Consider the following 15,334-nt stretch of genomic DNA (forward strand, 5'->3'; position numbering starts at 1 on the left):
TGCGATATTGTTTTCATTCAGAAAATCTATCCTGAACGACCAGAGGCGACAAAATAGGCTTAAAAGCTGGACACTTTTGTTCCGCTTTTGGTCAGTCAATGTCGCTTGCAGCCGTCCTTCCCATGAGGCTCACAGCGCTTTTGGCAAGAACCTTCTGACGCGCGGCCTTGGTGTACCGCGTCACCTCCTTAGATGTCGTATGGCCAGTAATCGACATGATCTGATGCTCTGTCGCTCCTCTATCGGCGAGCTGCGAAGCCGACGCCTTGCGAATACCATGGGCGCTACAATGCTCCGGTAAATTGGCCTCCCGGCAGCGCTTACGGAACCAGTTGCCGAATCCGTTCGAGGTGAACGGCTTTTCGAACTCCGTCACCAAGAACGTCAGATCGCCACATGGTGACGCATTGATGATCGCCTGAAGCTCAGGGTGAATCGGTATCTCCAACGTGATTGGCTTTCTATTGCGGCCCTTAAATTGCGTGAACTTTATCCAACCGTTGGCAATGTGTTGGCGACCAAAGAGAATTATGTCGCTTCGACGCTGGCCGGTATAAAGCATCAGCGCCAGCGCAAGACGGGCCTTGGTGCCGACAGGGTGGCGCTTTTCAAACTGAGCGATTTCCGCCTGTGTCCATGAGTGGAACCCTTCTGAGCTTGTCTTGAAGTATTGAACGTCGCGAGCCGGGTTCGTCAGAGCGAGTTCGACGTCCTTGAGCGTCGCCCAATTGAAGACGGCGCGGAGTGCCTTCAAGCGCCCATTGGCGGCTTCAGGCACTTCTGCTTTTCGGTCCCGCAACACTCGCACTGCCTTTGCGCCAAACGCAGAGAGCGGCATGTCTTGGAACAGCTTTTCCGACTCTGGCCTGATAGGTTCTTTGAGCATCCCTTCTATAAGCAGCTTCCGAACGTACTGAGTACGGCTGTCCAGCAGCTTGAACTCGGCGGATTGGAAATACTGCTCACACAGCCAGCGTAGCGTCCCGCGCGATGAAAGCTTGGGAGAAATCCGCTCCTCTTTCATCACGCCGTTCAAGGCGTCGTAATAGGCTGCGTTAAATTCATCGCTACCCGGTACTCCAGGCAAGCGTATTTTCCGTTGGCCTTTCCTCCGGAAATAGAATCGAAGCACGCCGTCGGTGCGGTCCTCGATTATGTACTTTTTGGAAAACTTTCTGGGCATTAGAGTGACACGCTCCAACTGTCGTTATCTTCGTTGACATCGCTGCCGGGCAATCGGCCAAACGCGGCCTCCAGCTTACGACGGTCCCAGATTCTACGTGCTCCAACGGTCTTCGGTCTAGGCATTCTGCCATCTTTGACCATCTCATCAAAAAGCGACGGAGATACCCCGATAAATGCCGCTGCTTGCGCTCGGTTTAACCCGAGCACTATTGGTAGCGGTACTGCGGTATGGCGATTGTGTGGGGATGCAATAGGGTCGGTCACGGCGAGTTCCAGCATTGGTTGCTCGCAGCATCTAGGAGCGGCCATGAACAAGATGAAGCGTGGGAATCGGTTTTAACCGGGCAAAGGCAACTTGGTAGCGTTCAGAGCTGCGATATAGTCAATACCAGGCGCGCTACCTGCTCATCGGAGTAGGTAGCGGCATCGTGAAAGCCATTTTTCTCTAAGTAGGTGCGAGTGATTCTGCCGGGTGCGACATCAGTTCCGCTTTTTGAATAGAGCCAAGCAACCACGTCCGAAATCAAATATCGTGGTCTCGTTTCGCTAGAGCCTTCCGCAATGGAGGGACCAACACCGCGCCAGCGCCATACTGTCAGCGTAGCGGGGTCAATTTTTAAAAGTAACGCCAGTTGTTTGGTTGAGACAACGTCCCAAGGCGCGTGACTTGCCAGCAGGTCGGCAGGGGTGGCGTGGAGCTGTCGCAATGACGATTTCAAAATTCGATCTCCTCTTGAGATCAGGAGATCGGAAGATCAGAGAAAATGAAAAGTTTATAAAAACAGATGTCATTATAATCTTTTCAGATTCGGGTGATCTCCCGATCTGCCGATCTAGGCGTTACGCAGCAAGTGATGTGTTGGCAGCGCCGCTCAAGTGAGCCCGCGCTGCTTCGTTAGTCTGCGTCAACCAGAGCTGATGATTGCGGATGATCCACAGCCTCTTCTTGCTCTTGTCTGTCATCTGGACGGCGTTTCCATTGGAGAATGCCGCCGCCCCTGCAGCCTTGAGCGCTGACACCACCCTCTGCGGCGTCACTATTCCATGAGATGCAAAACGCCCCCGAATGAACGACGGTGCGGCGAACTTGCCTGCAATATCATCTGCGGACACAAGGTCCTTCTCGAATGGCGAAGAACCGTCTTCGATCCATTCGATAAAAGACTGTGCAAGAGATGACTTGCTCTCCAGTGCGATCCGCCCCTTGGCAGCGGTGATCGGTGGAGCCGAATTAGCGCTGAACGCGCCAAGATCCCTAGTCATCAGCATATTCTTGAAAGCCTCGATTTCCGAACTAAAGGCTTCGTCGTAAAGCTTGTCATAATATTCGCGACTCTGCTTTTCGACCGGCCCATGTACGATGAACCACCGACGGTCGTCAGGCTCAATGTTGATTGGCCGCAGGTGGTTTGAGGATGTGATGATCAGGCGTGGCGTCATCGCTTCGTAAGCCCTCACATACTTCTCATCGACCTGAATTGTCTCTTCGGAAATCAGCTCCTTTGTGGCGTTGTATGCCTCGACCTTGTCCTGCAGCATCATCTCGCCCAACAACAAAACCTGCACATCCGTGAGCTTCGCACGAAAATTTCCTGCCAAAGACGCTGCATCGCTCTTTCGCACATTTTCCGTGCCGTACAAGGAAGTGCAAAGTCTCTCGATGAAAGACTTTCCCGTCCCCTGTCCGCCGATCAAAAGGAAAGCATGCTTGATCTTCTGCCCCGGGCGCTGAACCAGATGAGCTAAACAATTCAGCGCATGCTCCAGTTCAGCAGGCTCCGGAAAAAGATAAGCCAGATGCGCGTCAAAGACGTCGTGCTTCCCAAGTGAAGCGGAACAACCCGTGTCGCGCCAGCTGTTGCAAACGCTGGACTGCCCGTCAGGATAAATCAAACGTGGTTCGCCGGGGGTGTAGACTGTTCTATCCACCTTCCGAGTGCGCTTTGATGCCACGAGTGCAGCGTGCGGCCCTTCCTTTAAAAGGTGGCGATACGTGTCATTGAATGCTGCGGGCTTTATAACCTTGCAGTCACGAAGCCGCCGCCAACCCTCTGCGCTGGTGTCATACGCGTATTCCCGCTGAAGAGCTGCCACCTCCCGCGTCTCGTATGCTAGACTGATAGGACTCTTAATCAGACCGTGAAATGGGCATCGCAAACAACCATCGAACCCTGAACCCTCGACCGTGCCGCAAAGAGTAGGCCCTGTACTTGAGGTAAGCGCAATATTGAACTTAGCGTCTGTGTCTCCGGCATTGTAGCGATGAATGTCGGGCTTCGATAGCTGATGAAAAACCTCCCTGCCATCATCACAGTGAGCGAGCAGGTTACCCGCCAAGAACCACTGCGGCTCGGTCACCGAGGACGGCGAATTCAAAAAATCGTCAGCCCACGCACATCCTGCCAGAAATCCGGCAGCCTTAGGCTTTGGGCCGTTAAAACTCGCATGCGGCATCGTCTCAGAAGATCGCGAAAATTCACTATCGGCAGCAAGGACGGCAAGTAACTTCTCTGGCAGGAATGCCATCTCATGCGTTCCGGCAGCCATTCCCTCGCGGAAATAGTAGGCCCTACCGTTTGGGTGCAGTGAACCGGGACCAACGAGGTGGCCATTAGGACCCTTAAAATCAATGCCGGGATACTTTGCAAGGTGGGCCTTTAAGCGACCAACGTTCTTTGAAGGAAGCCGGTAGTAGCGATGAAAGCCACCGCTGCCGGTCACAACCTCAATTGTCGATGGCAATATGCCAAAATCGGTTTCAAGCTGAGCAAACGAAACTTCGCCACCGTTTCTTGGATCGATGTCCAACACGATCACATCCAAACCCGGCACGATGCCTAAGTTGTAGTTGTCAACCCGAAACCATGTTTCGGCATCGGCTGGGTCAGTGCTAGCGGTCTTGAAGCTATAGGCGCGGGCTGGAAACTTCTCTCGTTCAACGAGCGGAAGAAAAGAGCAACCTTCCTTGGCAAGGGCCAAGGCATTTTCGAACTTATCCATCTGGATATCCTTCATTGAGGGAAGTTCGAACTTCGACAGCGCTCGATAAGAGACGCCGTCTATGACATTTTTGTTCTCGGTTCTCGGTTCTCGGTTCTCGGTTCTTTGTTCTTTGTTCTTTGTTCTTTGTTCTTGATACTTTAAGTCAACGAAGTTCGGTATGGGTTTGTTAGGAGGGTTAGAAATTAGGGCAGAAGAAGCGCTTCCACCGAAACCCAGTATTGTTTTCGCTCACATCGATCAACCAGTCGCGAAGGTTTACACCCTGCCTAAACGGATAATCGCGAGCATACGCGTCGCCCTCCAGCACGATTTCTACAATGTCGGCAATCTGTTCGTCGGTTGCTTCCTTCCTCAGCCAGCGCCACCACGGTCCTTCCATACCCTTGCTGATGAACCAAGCGCCGCCAATAGTCCGGTTTGGTCCCGGATTGGGGAAGTAATTTTTATCAAGCATCTTGCTGAAGGCATCTGCCTTAAGACCGACGCGAGGAGCAAATGTACTTGCCGAAACAATTCCACTCCTGCCGAATAGATAACCATCTAGTGAAATTCTGATCATGTGTTTTCCTTTTGCGTTATGGATTTTTTATTTACTACATCGGAAATTAAACTGCGTGTTGTTCAAATATTTCATCTAAATGGTGATTTTTGCACCATAACTCACCAGGCAGGCAGATGCCTCTGTTGTAATGTCAATAAACTCAAAACCTCTGCCAGACGTTTTCAAAGCGATGCGGGGGCGCTATCTAATTGATTTCACTTAGAAAAGGTGTACTCCCCCTCCTTCTCCTCAATGAATGAACTGGCTAATCTCATTTCAAGTGCGTGTAATCGGTGCGCATAACGTTTCCATACGGACGTATGATTCTGATAAAGCGGCGATAAGATGAAGTCTGTAGTTGCATATCTCAGGGTATCAACCCAAGGGCAGGGCCGGTCCGGTTTGGGACTTCTTGCCCAAAGAGAGGCGATTGAACTTTTCGCACAAGCAAACGATCTGGAAGTCGTTCACTGGTGCGAGGAGATCGAGACCGGTAAGGGCATTGATGCCTTAGATCGACGGCCGCTTCTTTCCGAAGCGCTTCAAAATGCACGAAGGCTGAAATGCGCTGTCATAGTTTCAAAGTTGGATCGGTTATCTCGTGATGTCGCTTTCATTGCGGGCTTGATGGTCCAACGGGTGCCATTCATCGTGGCTGAGCTGGGCTTGGATGCTGACCCCTTCACTTTACACTTATATGCCGCGTTGGCTGAGAAGGAGCGGGCACTAATTTCGGCCAGAACGAAGGCTGCTTTGGCTAGGAAGAAAGCTGCTGGTGCTTCTCTTGGCAACCTTACCAATCTCGCTGAAGCGAGTGCCCTCGGAGCAAGCGCCCGAAGAATGAAGGCTCTAGCAGCGTCGAAAAAGATGTTCCCAATCATTCAAGACCTTCAGTCCAAGGGCACGAAGTCGTTAGCTGCCATTGCTGACGCGCTGAACAGCTTTGGCTTCAAAACATCTAACGGATGCGAGTGGTCGCCTATGGCCGTATCGCGGATTATCAAGCGCTGCAGTTAATTCGGGCCTTGGGTTTTTTGACATCGTAGAACGATGGATGCCGCCTCTTGCCCATAAGCGGGAGGCGGCGCATCATACCCTGTTATCTATGCTAGCAATCTCCACTGTACACATAGTTGGGATAAGGGATCGCTAGGGCAGCAAGCATGGCCAGCAAGATCTGAGATTGTTCCTTCAATATAGGTCCCTTCTTCGACGAAGCTCGTTGCTTCGGTTGCCAAAATCGGAGATTGCGTTAACTGTGGGCTCCCATTCCTAAGGCTGGACAGCTATACATTTCGAATCATCCAAAAGAGGCCTGCCTGAGTGGATAGCCTGCGGAGTGACAATCTTAACATGCACACACTTGAAAGAGGCCTTGAAGACACGCTCGTCGCCAAGCTGAAGAACCTAAAATACGAACATCGTCCGGATATCCGAGACCGCGATACGCTAGAGCAGAACTTTCGTGAGAAATTCGAAAGCCTGAACCGCGTCACTCTTACCGACGCTGAATTTCAGAGGCTCATCGACGAGATCGTCACTCCTGACGTTTTTACCGCGGCCCGAACACTTCGCGAGCGCAACAGCTTCACACGTGATGACGGCACGCCGCTCAACTATACGCTCGTAAACATCAAGGACTGGTGCAAGAACTCCTTCGAGGTGGTCAACCAGCTCCGTATCAACACGGACAACAGCCATCATCGCTACGACGTCATTCTCCTGATCAACGGCGTGCCGGTCGTTCAGATCGAACTGAAGACCCTCGGCATAAGCCCGCGTCGTGCCATGGAGCAGATCGTCGAATACAAGAACGACCCCGGAAACGGCTATACAAAGACGATCTTGTGCTTTCTTCAGCTTTTCATCGTCAGCAACCGCGATCGAACATTCTATTTCGCGAACAACAATGCGCGCCACTTCGCCTTCAATGCCGAGGAGCGTTTTCTGCCGGTCTACGAGTTCGCCGATGTAGACAACAAGAAGATTGTCCATCTCGACAGCTTCGCCGAGACCTTTCTCGTCAAGTGCACGCTCGGCCAGACCATCAGCCGTTATATGGTTCTGATCACAAGTGAGCAGAAGCTCCTGATGATGCGGCCGTATCAGGTCTACGCGGTGAAGGCGATTGTCGACTTGATCGCGCAAGACTGCGGCAATGGCTACATCTGGCACACCACCGGCAGCGGCAAGACGCTCACCTCCTTCAAGGCGTCAACGCTGCTGAAGGACAATCCGGACATTGAGAAGTGCCTGTTCGTCGTGGACCGAAAGGACCTCGATCGGCAGACGCGCGAGGAGTTCAACAAGTTCCAGGAAGGTTGCGTCGAGGAAAACACCAACACCGCATCCCTTGTCCGCCGCCTGGTCTCAGACGACTATGCCGACAAGGTCATCGTCTGCACGATCCAGAAGCTGGGGCTCGCACTGGACGAAAACAGCAAGCGCAACAAGCAGCAGAAGAAGGACGGCAAGAAGTCCTTCAAGGAACAGCTAGAACCCCTGCGCGAAAAGCGCATCGCCTTTATTTTTGACGAATGCCATCGGTCACAGTTCGGCGAGAACCACAAGGCCATCAAGGAGTTCTTCCCGCGCGCCCAGCTCTTCGGCTTCACCGGAACACCCATTTTCGACCAGAACGCGGCTAATCAGAAGATTGAAGACACACAGGCCAGCATGAAGACGACGGAAGACCTCTTCCAGCAGCGTCTTCACACCTACACGATCACGCATGCCATCGAAGACGGAAACGTCCTTCGCTTCCATGTCGACTACTTCAAGCCGCAGGGCAAATCCCTGCCGAAGCCGGGCGAGCCGCTGGCCAAGCGGGCGATCATCGAGGCAATCCTGACCAAGCACGATGCCGCGACCGGTCAGCGCCGGTTCAACGCTTTGCTCGCCACATCGTCGATCAATGATGCCATCGAATATCACGCGCTGTTCAAGACCATGCAGGCCGAGAAGCTAGCCGTCGATCCCAACTTCCGGCCGCTGAACATCGCTTGCGTCTTCTCCCCGCCCGCCGAGGGCGATCCTGATGTGAAGCAGATCCAGGAAGACCTGCCGCAGGAGAAGGAGGACAACGCAGTCGAGCCGGAAAAAAAGAAAGAAGCCCTGAAGGCCATCCTCGCCGACTACAACGCCCACTACGGCACCAATCACAAGATTGGCGAGTTCGATCTCTACTATCAGGATGTGCAGAAGCGCATCAAAGACCAGCAATGGCCGGAGGCGGATCTCAAGAAGGCTTACCCCAACCAGCCGCACCACAAGATCGACATCACGATCGTGGTTGACATGCTGCTGACCGGCTTTGATTCCAAGTTCCTGAACACCCTCTACGTCGATAAGAACCTGAAGCATCACGGTCTAATCCAGGCATTCTCGCGCACGAACCGCGTGCTGAACGCCACCAAGCCTTATGGCAACATCCTCGACTTCCGCCAGCAACAGGGCGCAGTCGATGCCGCTATTGCGCTGTTCTCGGGCGAGGCCGCTGCCGAAAAGGCTCGCGAGATTTGGCTGGTCGATAAGGCCCCTGTGGTCATCCAGAAACTGGAAACGGCAGTCCGGAAGCTCGACACCTTCATGAAGTCGCAGGGCCTCGATTGCGCTCCTGAGGCGGTGCCCAACCTTAAGGGCGACGCTGCCCGCGCCGCCTTCATCGAGCATTTCAAGGAGGTGCAGCGCCTCAAGACCCAGCTTGACCAATACACCGACCTGACGGGCGAGAACCGCACCGCCATCGAACAGGTCCTGCCGCGCGACAACCTGCTTGGCTTTCGCGGCGCCTATCTGGAAACAGCCCAGCGCCTGCGGGCACAGCAGGGTAAAAGCGCGGACAAGCCGAGCCAAGATGTCGATCAGCTGGATTTCGAGTTCGTTCTCTTCGCGTCGGCTGTCATCGACTATGACTACATCATGGGTCTGATCGCCCGCTATTCGGAAAGCGCGCCCGGCAAGCAGAAGATGAGTCGCGCAGAGCTGATCGGCCTGATTCAGTCCGATGCCAAATTCATGAATGAGAGTGAGGATATCGCCGCCTATATCAACACCCTGAAGGCTGGTGAGGGCTTAAGCGAAAAGGCCATCCGGGAGGGCTACAGCCGCTTCAAGTCGGAGAAGAACGCAGCCGAACTGGCGGGCATCGCTGGCGAGCACGGGCTGGCGACCGAGGCGCTGCAAGGCTTTGTCGATACCATCCTGCAACGCATGATCTTTGACGGAGAGGCACTGACCGACCTGATGGAACCCCTCGGCCTGAACTGGAAGGCGCGGCGGGTGAAGGAACTGGACCTGATGGCCGACCTGATGCCGCTGCTGTTGAAGCGCGCGGGTGGCCGCGAAATCTCTGGGCTGAGCGCTTATGAGCAGTAAGGGGAAATCGTCTGCCGCACCGATCCCTGAACGACGCTTTCCGGGGTTCTCTGGCCCTTGGGCTTATGAGCCGCTTTCGAGTGTTCTGACGGAGCACAAAGTTAAGAATGGCAGTGGCTACGAAGTTTTCTCGGTCTCGATGGAGAGCGGAATCGTCAACCAGATCGAACATCTGGGACGCAGTTTCGCTGCCGCCGACACATCCCATTACAATGTCGGGCATCGCTTTGATGTAGTCTACACGAAAAGCCCGCTAAAGGCGTTTCCCTTTGGTATCGTCAAACAGTGCAAGTTTGAAGGGAAAGTGGCCCTTTCACCTCTCTATGGCGTATTCACGCCGAAGAACCCGCATGTGGGCTTGATAATCGAAGCCTTTTTCGAGGCACCTGAGCGCTCGCAGGCGTTCCTTTCGCCGCTCTGCCAGAAGGGTGCAAAGAACACGCTTCAGATCACCAACGCAACCTTTCTGTCTGGGCGCTTGGCGCTTCCGAAAGAGGAAGCCGAACAACAAAAGATCGCCGACTGTCTGGACTCGGCGGACGCGCTGATTGCCGTACAGGGGCGGGAGGTAAAGGCGCTGAGGGCCCACAAGAAGGGCCTGATGCAGCAGCTTTTCCCCCAGGAAGGCGAAACCCAACCCCGCCTCCGCTTCCCCGAGTTCGAGGGAACGGGTGAGTGGGAAGAGAAGACGGTTGGCGACTTTGGTAAGGTCATTACAGGAAGCACGCCCAGCACGGCTGATCCTAGCCTTTACGGAGGCGGCATCCCGTTCGTGTCGCCCGCTGACATCTCTGAGCTAAGATATGTAGACGAAACCAGAACCACGCTGACCGCGGCTGGCTTCGAGAAAACTCGCCCAATCAGGGCGGGCAGCGTCCTCTTCGTGTGCATCGGTTCCACGATTGGAAAAATCGCCCAGAACGTTCGCGACTGCGCGACGAACCAGCAAATCAATGCGGTCATCCCTAACGCAAAGCACTCGGGTGGGTTCGTCTATTTTGCCTTGTCGAATGCTTCTGATCGCATCGCGTTGCTCGCCGGTAAGCAGGCCGTCCCGATCATCAATAAATCGCTGTTCTCCTCGGTGCGACTACTAGCTCCGGGCCTTCCCGAACAACAACGCATCGCGGACTGCCTCACCGCCCTCGACGACCTAATCGCCGCCGAGGCTCGAAAGCTCGACACGCTGAAGGCCCACAAGAAGGGGCTGATGCAGCAGCTTTTCCCCTTGGTCGGAGAGGCTAACGCATGAACGGCATCCGAACCTATCAGAGCTTGGGCAAGCTTGTGACCCGGTTGCGGGACGATCTGAACGCCGCCGACCTGTTGTTGCTTTACGCCTACAACCGAACCGGCAAGACGCGCCTGTCGATGCAGTTCAAGGACGCTGGCAAGCGCAAGCATAAGACCAAGAACCCGACCGGCACGCCCGACACGCTTTATTTCAATGCCTTCACCGAGGATCTGTTCGTTTGGGAAAATGACCTTGACGGCGACAGCGTGCGCCGCCTGCAACTGAACGAAAAGTCATCCTTCTTCAACGCGATGACGGAACTCGCGTTGGAAGAGACGATCGATCTCTACCTCTCCCGATACGCCGACTTCGATTTCGACTTTACCTATAAAGATGTTCAGCAAGGCGAAGAGACCATCTCCAAGCCGGATTTCGTGAGCTTCCGAAAAGGCGATCAGACCAACATCAAAGTGTCACGGGGTGAACAGAACATCTTTGTCTGGTGCATCTTCATGGCCATCTGCGAACGGATGCTGGATGGCCATGAATCCTATCAGGGGAAGAAGTACCTCTACATCGACGATCCGATCTCGTCGCTGGATGATAACAACGCAATTTCAGTGGCCTGCGATTTGGCCAAGCTTCTCCGCCGAGCAGCCACGCGGAAGGATGCTGCCGGTGGGGCCGCCCCGATCAAAGTGATCTTTTCTTCGCACCACGCGCTGTTCTTCAACGTGATGTGCAACGAAGTCGGCAGGCGGATCGACGGCGAGCCGAAGATCACCCACAAGCGCTATTTCCTGCACCGCCCGGGCGGCGACGGCGCCTACACGCTTCAGGCAACCGACGACACGCCGTTCTTCCATCACGTCGCCGCTTTGGCTGAATTGCAGCGCGCCGCCGATCCCACCGAGGGAAAGCTATACACCTTCCATTTCAACGCCCTGCGCAGCATCATGGAGAAGACGGCGTCTTTCTTTGGGCATCCGGGCATGGACTTCTGCCTCAAGGCGCTCGACAACGAGGAAGATCGGGCGCTGTTCAACCGTGCCCTGAATCTGCTCAGCCACGGCGCGTATGCGATCCACGAACCCACTGAAATGGGCGAGGACAACAAGGAACTGTTCCGCCGCATCCTGCGCGAGTTCGTCACGCGGTTTGACTTCGCCCTGCCGGGATTTGTTCCAGCCAAGCCCCCAGCCCCGGCGCCCGCTCCAGAGGAAGCACCCGCACAATGAACGACCAAACCCAAAAGCAACTGGGCAAAACGCTCTGGAACATCGCCGACACGTTGCGTGGGGCGATGAACGCGGACGATTTCCGCGATTACATGCTGTCTTTCCTCTTCCTGCGCTACCTCTCTGACAATTACGAGATCGCCGCGAAGAAGGAACTCGGGCGCGACTACCCCGATCCCAACGCGATCGGCAATGGCGGGCGCTCGCCCCTCTCTGTTTGGTACGCGGAGAACCCCGATGATGTTGCGGCTTTTGAAAAGCAGATGCGCCTCAAGGCGCACTACGTCATCAAGCCGGAACACCTCTGGAACAGCATCGCTCATATGGCGCGCACCCAGAACGACGAACTACTGAACACCCTGCAGGCGGGCTTCAAATACATTGAAAACGAGTCGTTTCAGAGCACGTTCGGCGGCCTGTTCTCGGAGATCAATCTCGGCTCTGACAAGCTCGGCAGGTCCTACGCTGATCGCAACGCCAAACTCTGCGCCATCATCACCGAGATCGCCAAAGGGCTCGCCAAGTTCTCGTCCGATGTGGATGCGCTGGGCGACGCCTACGAATATCTGATCGGCCAATTCGCCGCCGGTTCGGGCAAGAAGGCAGGGGAGTTCTATACCCCACAACAGGTGTCAGACATCCTTTCCGCGATCGTGACGCTCGACAGCCAGGAGCCTGCAACCGGCAAGAAGGAACGGCTCGCCAGCGTGTTCGACTTCGCGTGTGGCTCCGGGTCGCTGCTGCTGAACGTGCGAAAGCGTATGGGCCCGCACGGCATCGGCAGAATCTACGGGCAGGAAAAGAACATCACCACTTACAATCTCGCGCGCATGAACATGCTGCTGCACGGTGTGAAAGACACTGAATTCGAGATTTACCACGGCGATACACTGACCAACGACTGGGACATCCTGCGCGAGTTGAATCCTGCAAAGAAGCCTGCCTTCGATGCGATCGTCGCCAACCCGCCCTTCAGCTTGCGATGGGAACCGACGGACGCGATGGGCGACGATGTGCGGTTCAAGAACTACGGGCTGGCGCCTAAATCTGCCGCGGACTTCGCCTTCCTGCTGCACGGGTTCCACTATCTGAAGGATGAGGGCGTTATGGCCATCATCCTTCCCCACGGCGTGCTGTTCAGAGGTGGCGCGGAAGAGCGCATCCGAACCAAGCTTCTGAAGGATGGCCACATCGACACGGTGATCGGCCTGCCTGCGAACCTGTTCTATTCGACGGGCATCCCAGTCTGCATCCTTGTGTTGAAGAAGTGCAAAAAGCCGGACGACGTGCTCTTCATCAACGCGGCAGAGCATTTCTTGAAGGACAAACGCCAAAACAAGCTGGGAGACGGCAAGAATGGAACGCCGGATCATATCGGCAAGATTGTCTCCACTTACCAATTTCGCACGGAAGAGGACCGCTATTCCAAGCGCATCAGCATGGAGCGCATTGCTGAGGAAGGCTACAACCTGAACATCTCTCGCTACATCAGCACGGCTATGGGCGAGGAGGAAGTCGATCTGTCGGGCACGCAGAGAGAACTGGTCAATATCGAGAGTGAGGTCCGTTCGGCGACAGCGAAACATAACGCTTTTCTAAAGGAGTTAGGACTATCTACTTTGCCAATAACTGATAAGTGATCGTGGCATTTTGCTAGACTGAGTGGTCGTATTACTCAGAGCATAAAAATAGAGTTGTACATGAGCGAATTATACTCTCATCAATGGTCATTGAGCCATTGATCTACCAGTCTTTGCATGTGGTTGCGCACCGTGAAAATAAGATAGCCTAAACCGGTTTCTCCCGTCGCACAACGCGATCCGTTTACTGCCTCAACTGAGCCCGATACCGTCTAGGATCTGCTGTCTCGTGCGGCAGAATTCATACCACAACTGAAATACCTTTTTATTCCATAAGAACAGACCTTTGCAGACCCTCTATTGGGCTGGACACTTTAATCAAAAGCATAATGACCGTATGGTATCGGAAATGGTCCAGCTCCCACTTAAGCGGCTGGAAATTAAAGGAATATATATGCCGCCTCCGGGCACCATTAGCCCTCTCAAAATGCTTGGTTTTTAAGGTGCTCTTTGATCCCGCTTGTGCTGGACATACGTGAGCGCCTGTCGCGCGCAGCCTGCAGAATTGCTCTTTTCCTTCAAGACCCATCATGCCTGCCGCGGTTTCAGGTTAGCGCAGCTTTGACGCAGGCGTGCCAGTAGCTTTACTGATTGTGGAGAACTCACCCCGCGACGGGCCCTGGTCATGCGCCGCTCTTTCATCGGTTCCTCCGCTCCCACCACGACAGAGCTTTCGATATGGACGGAGACGCTGGATGGAATGATCGCGGCTGCGAGGCGCTTCCTAGACCGATGCCGCAATGGTGAACACCTCGCCGGGGTCGCGTCGACCCTTCCTTCGTCAGGATAAGGCGTCGCGAAAGAGCCGGGGCGGTGGGCGGTCGAACGTCTGCCGGCCGTTCTTCCACCCGGCGATGGCCGTTGCCGGACCGGCGATCGCGCTCGCGCCGGAGGGTGCGGAGAGCAGGACCAGTGTTGCGGGATCTCCGACCTTCGGCACTGCGGCGTTGACGCCCAACAGCCGTTCTGCATTGCGCGTGATCATGTCGAAGACATCGGCAAGGGCCTGATCCGTTCCGAGCTGTGCGATGTTGGCATAAAGATTTGCCATGCGGAGCAGCGACATGTCGCCGAAGGGCGTGAAGGGATTGAGGACGTTGTTGGTGGAAAGCGTCGTCAGCACCCCATGGCTCGCCAGCCGGTGCGCCGGCGCGACGCCGCGGGGAACGAGATGGGTGGCGTTCCGACCGGTGAGAAAGAGATCGGTCGCCGGCAGGACGGTGACGGCGATGCCGGCGTCCGCGATCTCCCGCGCGGTCATGGCAAAGCGATCGGGCGGGAGTGCGGACAGCTTGGTGACGTGGCCGATGGAGACGCGCCCCTGATGACCGCGCCGCACCGTCTCCGTGATGACCGTCGGGAGATCGCCTTGCTGCGGATCAAGGTCAAAATCCAGGTGGAAATCGACCGGGACGCCATGGCGGTCCGCAAGATCAAAGATGGCGGCGATGTGCGCCTGCGGATCCGGATCGGTATAGGGGCAACCGCCGACGAGATCCGCGCCGGACTGCAAGGCTGTCTCCAGCATCTCCAGCGTGCCCGGGTCGTTCGTCAGCCCCTCCTGCACGAAGGCACAGATCTCGATGTCGATCAGGGCCCGGTAATCGATGCGCAGTTGGCGGATCGCCTCGAACGAGCGAAAGCCGGCGCGTCCGTCGATCTCGACAAAGGTGCGGATGCGGTTCGTGCCGTTGACGATCGCCTGACACACAACATGGGCAGCCCGTTCGTAGACATCGGCCTCGGTGAAGGCGGCCTTGGCGCGGGCGGTTTCCGCAACCGCCTCGGCCAGCGTGCCGGTGCAGAGGTTACACCGGCCGATGATCCCGGCCTTGTCCAGATGGAGATGGGTCTCGACGAGGCCGCGACAGAGAAGATTGCTCATGGCATCACGCTCCGGCGCATCGCACACAAAGGCGCGTGTCGCGCTCGCGGCGATACCGGTAATGACGCCGCCTGTAAAAGCGATGTCGTCGAGGCCTTCCCTTCCCTGCAGGCGGGCATTGCGGATCACGAAATCGATGGTCATGGTTGCCTTGCGATCGCTTCAGCCTTCAAATGCCCGGCAGGCCGCACCCGGATCGAGTCCGTTCCGGGCCCTGCAGCAAGGGTCGGC

Annotated in this window: 10 protein-coding genes; 5 read left to right on the top strand and 5 right to left on the bottom strand. The window is 55.5% G+C overall.

What is annotated here, in order from left to right:
- Positions 1-91: 91 nt before the first annotated feature.
- From ASG25_RS05715 to ASG25_RS05725, 4 genes are all read right to left on the bottom strand, one after another.
- Positions 92-1,183, bottom strand: a complete 1,092-nt coding sequence (locus ASG25_RS05715) for a site-specific integrase (protein ID WP_062470421.1) — start codon at positions 1,181-1,183, stop codon at positions 92-94.
- A 367-nt stretch (positions 1,184-1,550) separates the two neighbouring features.
- Positions 1,551-1,904 (bottom strand): hypothetical protein, encoded by a 354-nt coding sequence (locus tag ASG25_RS22605; RefSeq protein ID WP_156466863.1) that lies wholly within the window; start codon positions 1,902-1,904, stop codon positions 1,551-1,553.
- Between the two features lie 121 nt (positions 1,905-2,025).
- On the bottom strand, positions 2,026-4,185 hold the full coding sequence (locus tag ASG25_RS05720; RefSeq protein WP_162242166.1) for a bifunctional DNA primase/polymerase: 2,160 nt from the start codon (positions 4,183-4,185) through the stop codon (positions 2,026-2,028).
- Positions 4,186-4,363: 178 nt separating this feature from the next.
- The gene (locus ASG25_RS05725; protein WP_062470427.1) at positions 4,364-4,747 is read right to left on the bottom strand and encodes a hypothetical protein; all 384 of its coding nucleotides are present in this window, start codon (positions 4,745-4,747) and stop codon (positions 4,364-4,366) included.
- Positions 4,748-5,074: 327 nt separating this feature from the next.
- On the opposite strand from ASG25_RS05725, the gene ASG25_RS05730 reads away from it, so the two are divergent.
- From ASG25_RS05730 to ASG25_RS05750, 5 genes are all read left to right on the top strand, one after another.
- A complete protein-coding gene (locus tag ASG25_RS05730) occupies positions 5,075-5,746 on the top strand; it encodes a recombinase family protein (RefSeq protein WP_062470430.1) in 672 nt (223 codons plus the stop codon).
- 336 nt (positions 5,747-6,082) lie between these two features.
- Positions 6,083-9,106 carry a type I restriction endonuclease subunit R gene (locus ASG25_RS05735; RefSeq protein WP_062470433.1) on the top strand — a complete coding sequence of 1,008 codons (3,024 nt, stop codon included), beginning with the start codon at positions 6,083-6,085 and terminating at the stop codon, positions 9,104-9,106.
- The gene (locus ASG25_RS05740) at positions 9,096-10,358 is read left to right on the top strand and encodes a restriction endonuclease subunit S (protein ID WP_082479923.1); all 1,263 of its coding nucleotides are present in this window, start codon (positions 9,096-9,098) and stop codon (positions 10,356-10,358) included. Before ASG25_RS05735 ends, ASG25_RS05740 begins: the two co-directional genes overlap by 11 nt.
- On the top strand, positions 10,355-11,578 hold the full coding sequence (locus ASG25_RS05745; RefSeq protein WP_062470439.1) for an AAA family ATPase: 1,224 nt from the start codon (positions 10,355-10,357) through the stop codon (positions 11,576-11,578). Before ASG25_RS05740 ends, ASG25_RS05745 begins: the two co-directional genes overlap by 4 nt.
- Positions 11,575-13,218 carry a type I restriction-modification system subunit M gene (locus ASG25_RS05750; RefSeq protein WP_062470442.1) on the top strand — a complete coding sequence of 548 codons (1,644 nt, stop codon included), beginning with the start codon at positions 11,575-11,577 and terminating at the stop codon, positions 13,216-13,218. The genes ASG25_RS05745 and ASG25_RS05750 overlap by 4 nt, the downstream gene beginning before the upstream one ends.
- A gap of 781 nt (positions 13,219-13,999) precedes the next feature.
- On the opposite strand, the gene ASG25_RS05755 is transcribed toward ASG25_RS05750, so the two are convergent.
- Entirely contained in the window at positions 14,000-15,247 is a 1,248-nt protein-coding gene (locus ASG25_RS05755) for an amidohydrolase family protein (protein WP_062470445.1), read from the bottom strand.
- Positions 15,248-15,334 lie beyond the last annotated feature (87 nt).

It is taken from the genome of Rhizobium sp. Leaf384 (assembly GCF_001424065.1).
Taxonomy (GTDB): Bacteria; Pseudomonadota; Alphaproteobacteria; order Rhizobiales; family Rhizobiaceae; genus Ferranicluibacter.

Coding starts and splice junctions, on each gene's coding strand:
- ASG25_RS05715 (WP_062470421.1), bottom strand. CDS start 1,183: ATGCCCAGAAAGTTTTCCAAAAAGTACATAATCGAGGACCGCACCGAC.
- ASG25_RS05720 (WP_162242166.1), bottom strand. CDS start 4,185: ATGGATAAGTTCGAAAATGCCTTGGCCCTTGCCAAGGAAGGTTGCTCT.
- ASG25_RS05725 (WP_062470427.1), bottom strand. CDS start 4,747: ATGATCAGAATTTCACTAGATGGTTATCTATTCGGCAGGAGTGGAATT.
- ASG25_RS05730 (WP_062470430.1), top strand. CDS start 5,075: ATGAAGTCTGTAGTTGCATATCTCAGGGTATCAACCCAAGGGCAGGGC.
- ASG25_RS05735 (WP_062470433.1), top strand. CDS start 6,083: ATGCACACACTTGAAAGAGGCCTTGAAGACACGCTCGTCGCCAAGCTG.
- ASG25_RS05740 (WP_082479923.1), top strand. CDS start 9,096: ATGAGCAGTAAGGGGAAATCGTCTGCCGCACCGATCCCTGAACGACGC.
- ASG25_RS05745 (WP_062470439.1), top strand. CDS start 10,355: ATGAACGGCATCCGAACCTATCAGAGCTTGGGCAAGCTTGTGACCCGG.
- ASG25_RS05750 (WP_062470442.1), top strand. CDS start 11,575: ATGAACGACCAAACCCAAAAGCAACTGGGCAAAACGCTCTGGAACATC.
- ASG25_RS05755 (WP_062470445.1), bottom strand. CDS start 15,247: ATGACCATCGATTTCGTGATCCGCAATGCCCGCCTGCAGGGAAGGGAA.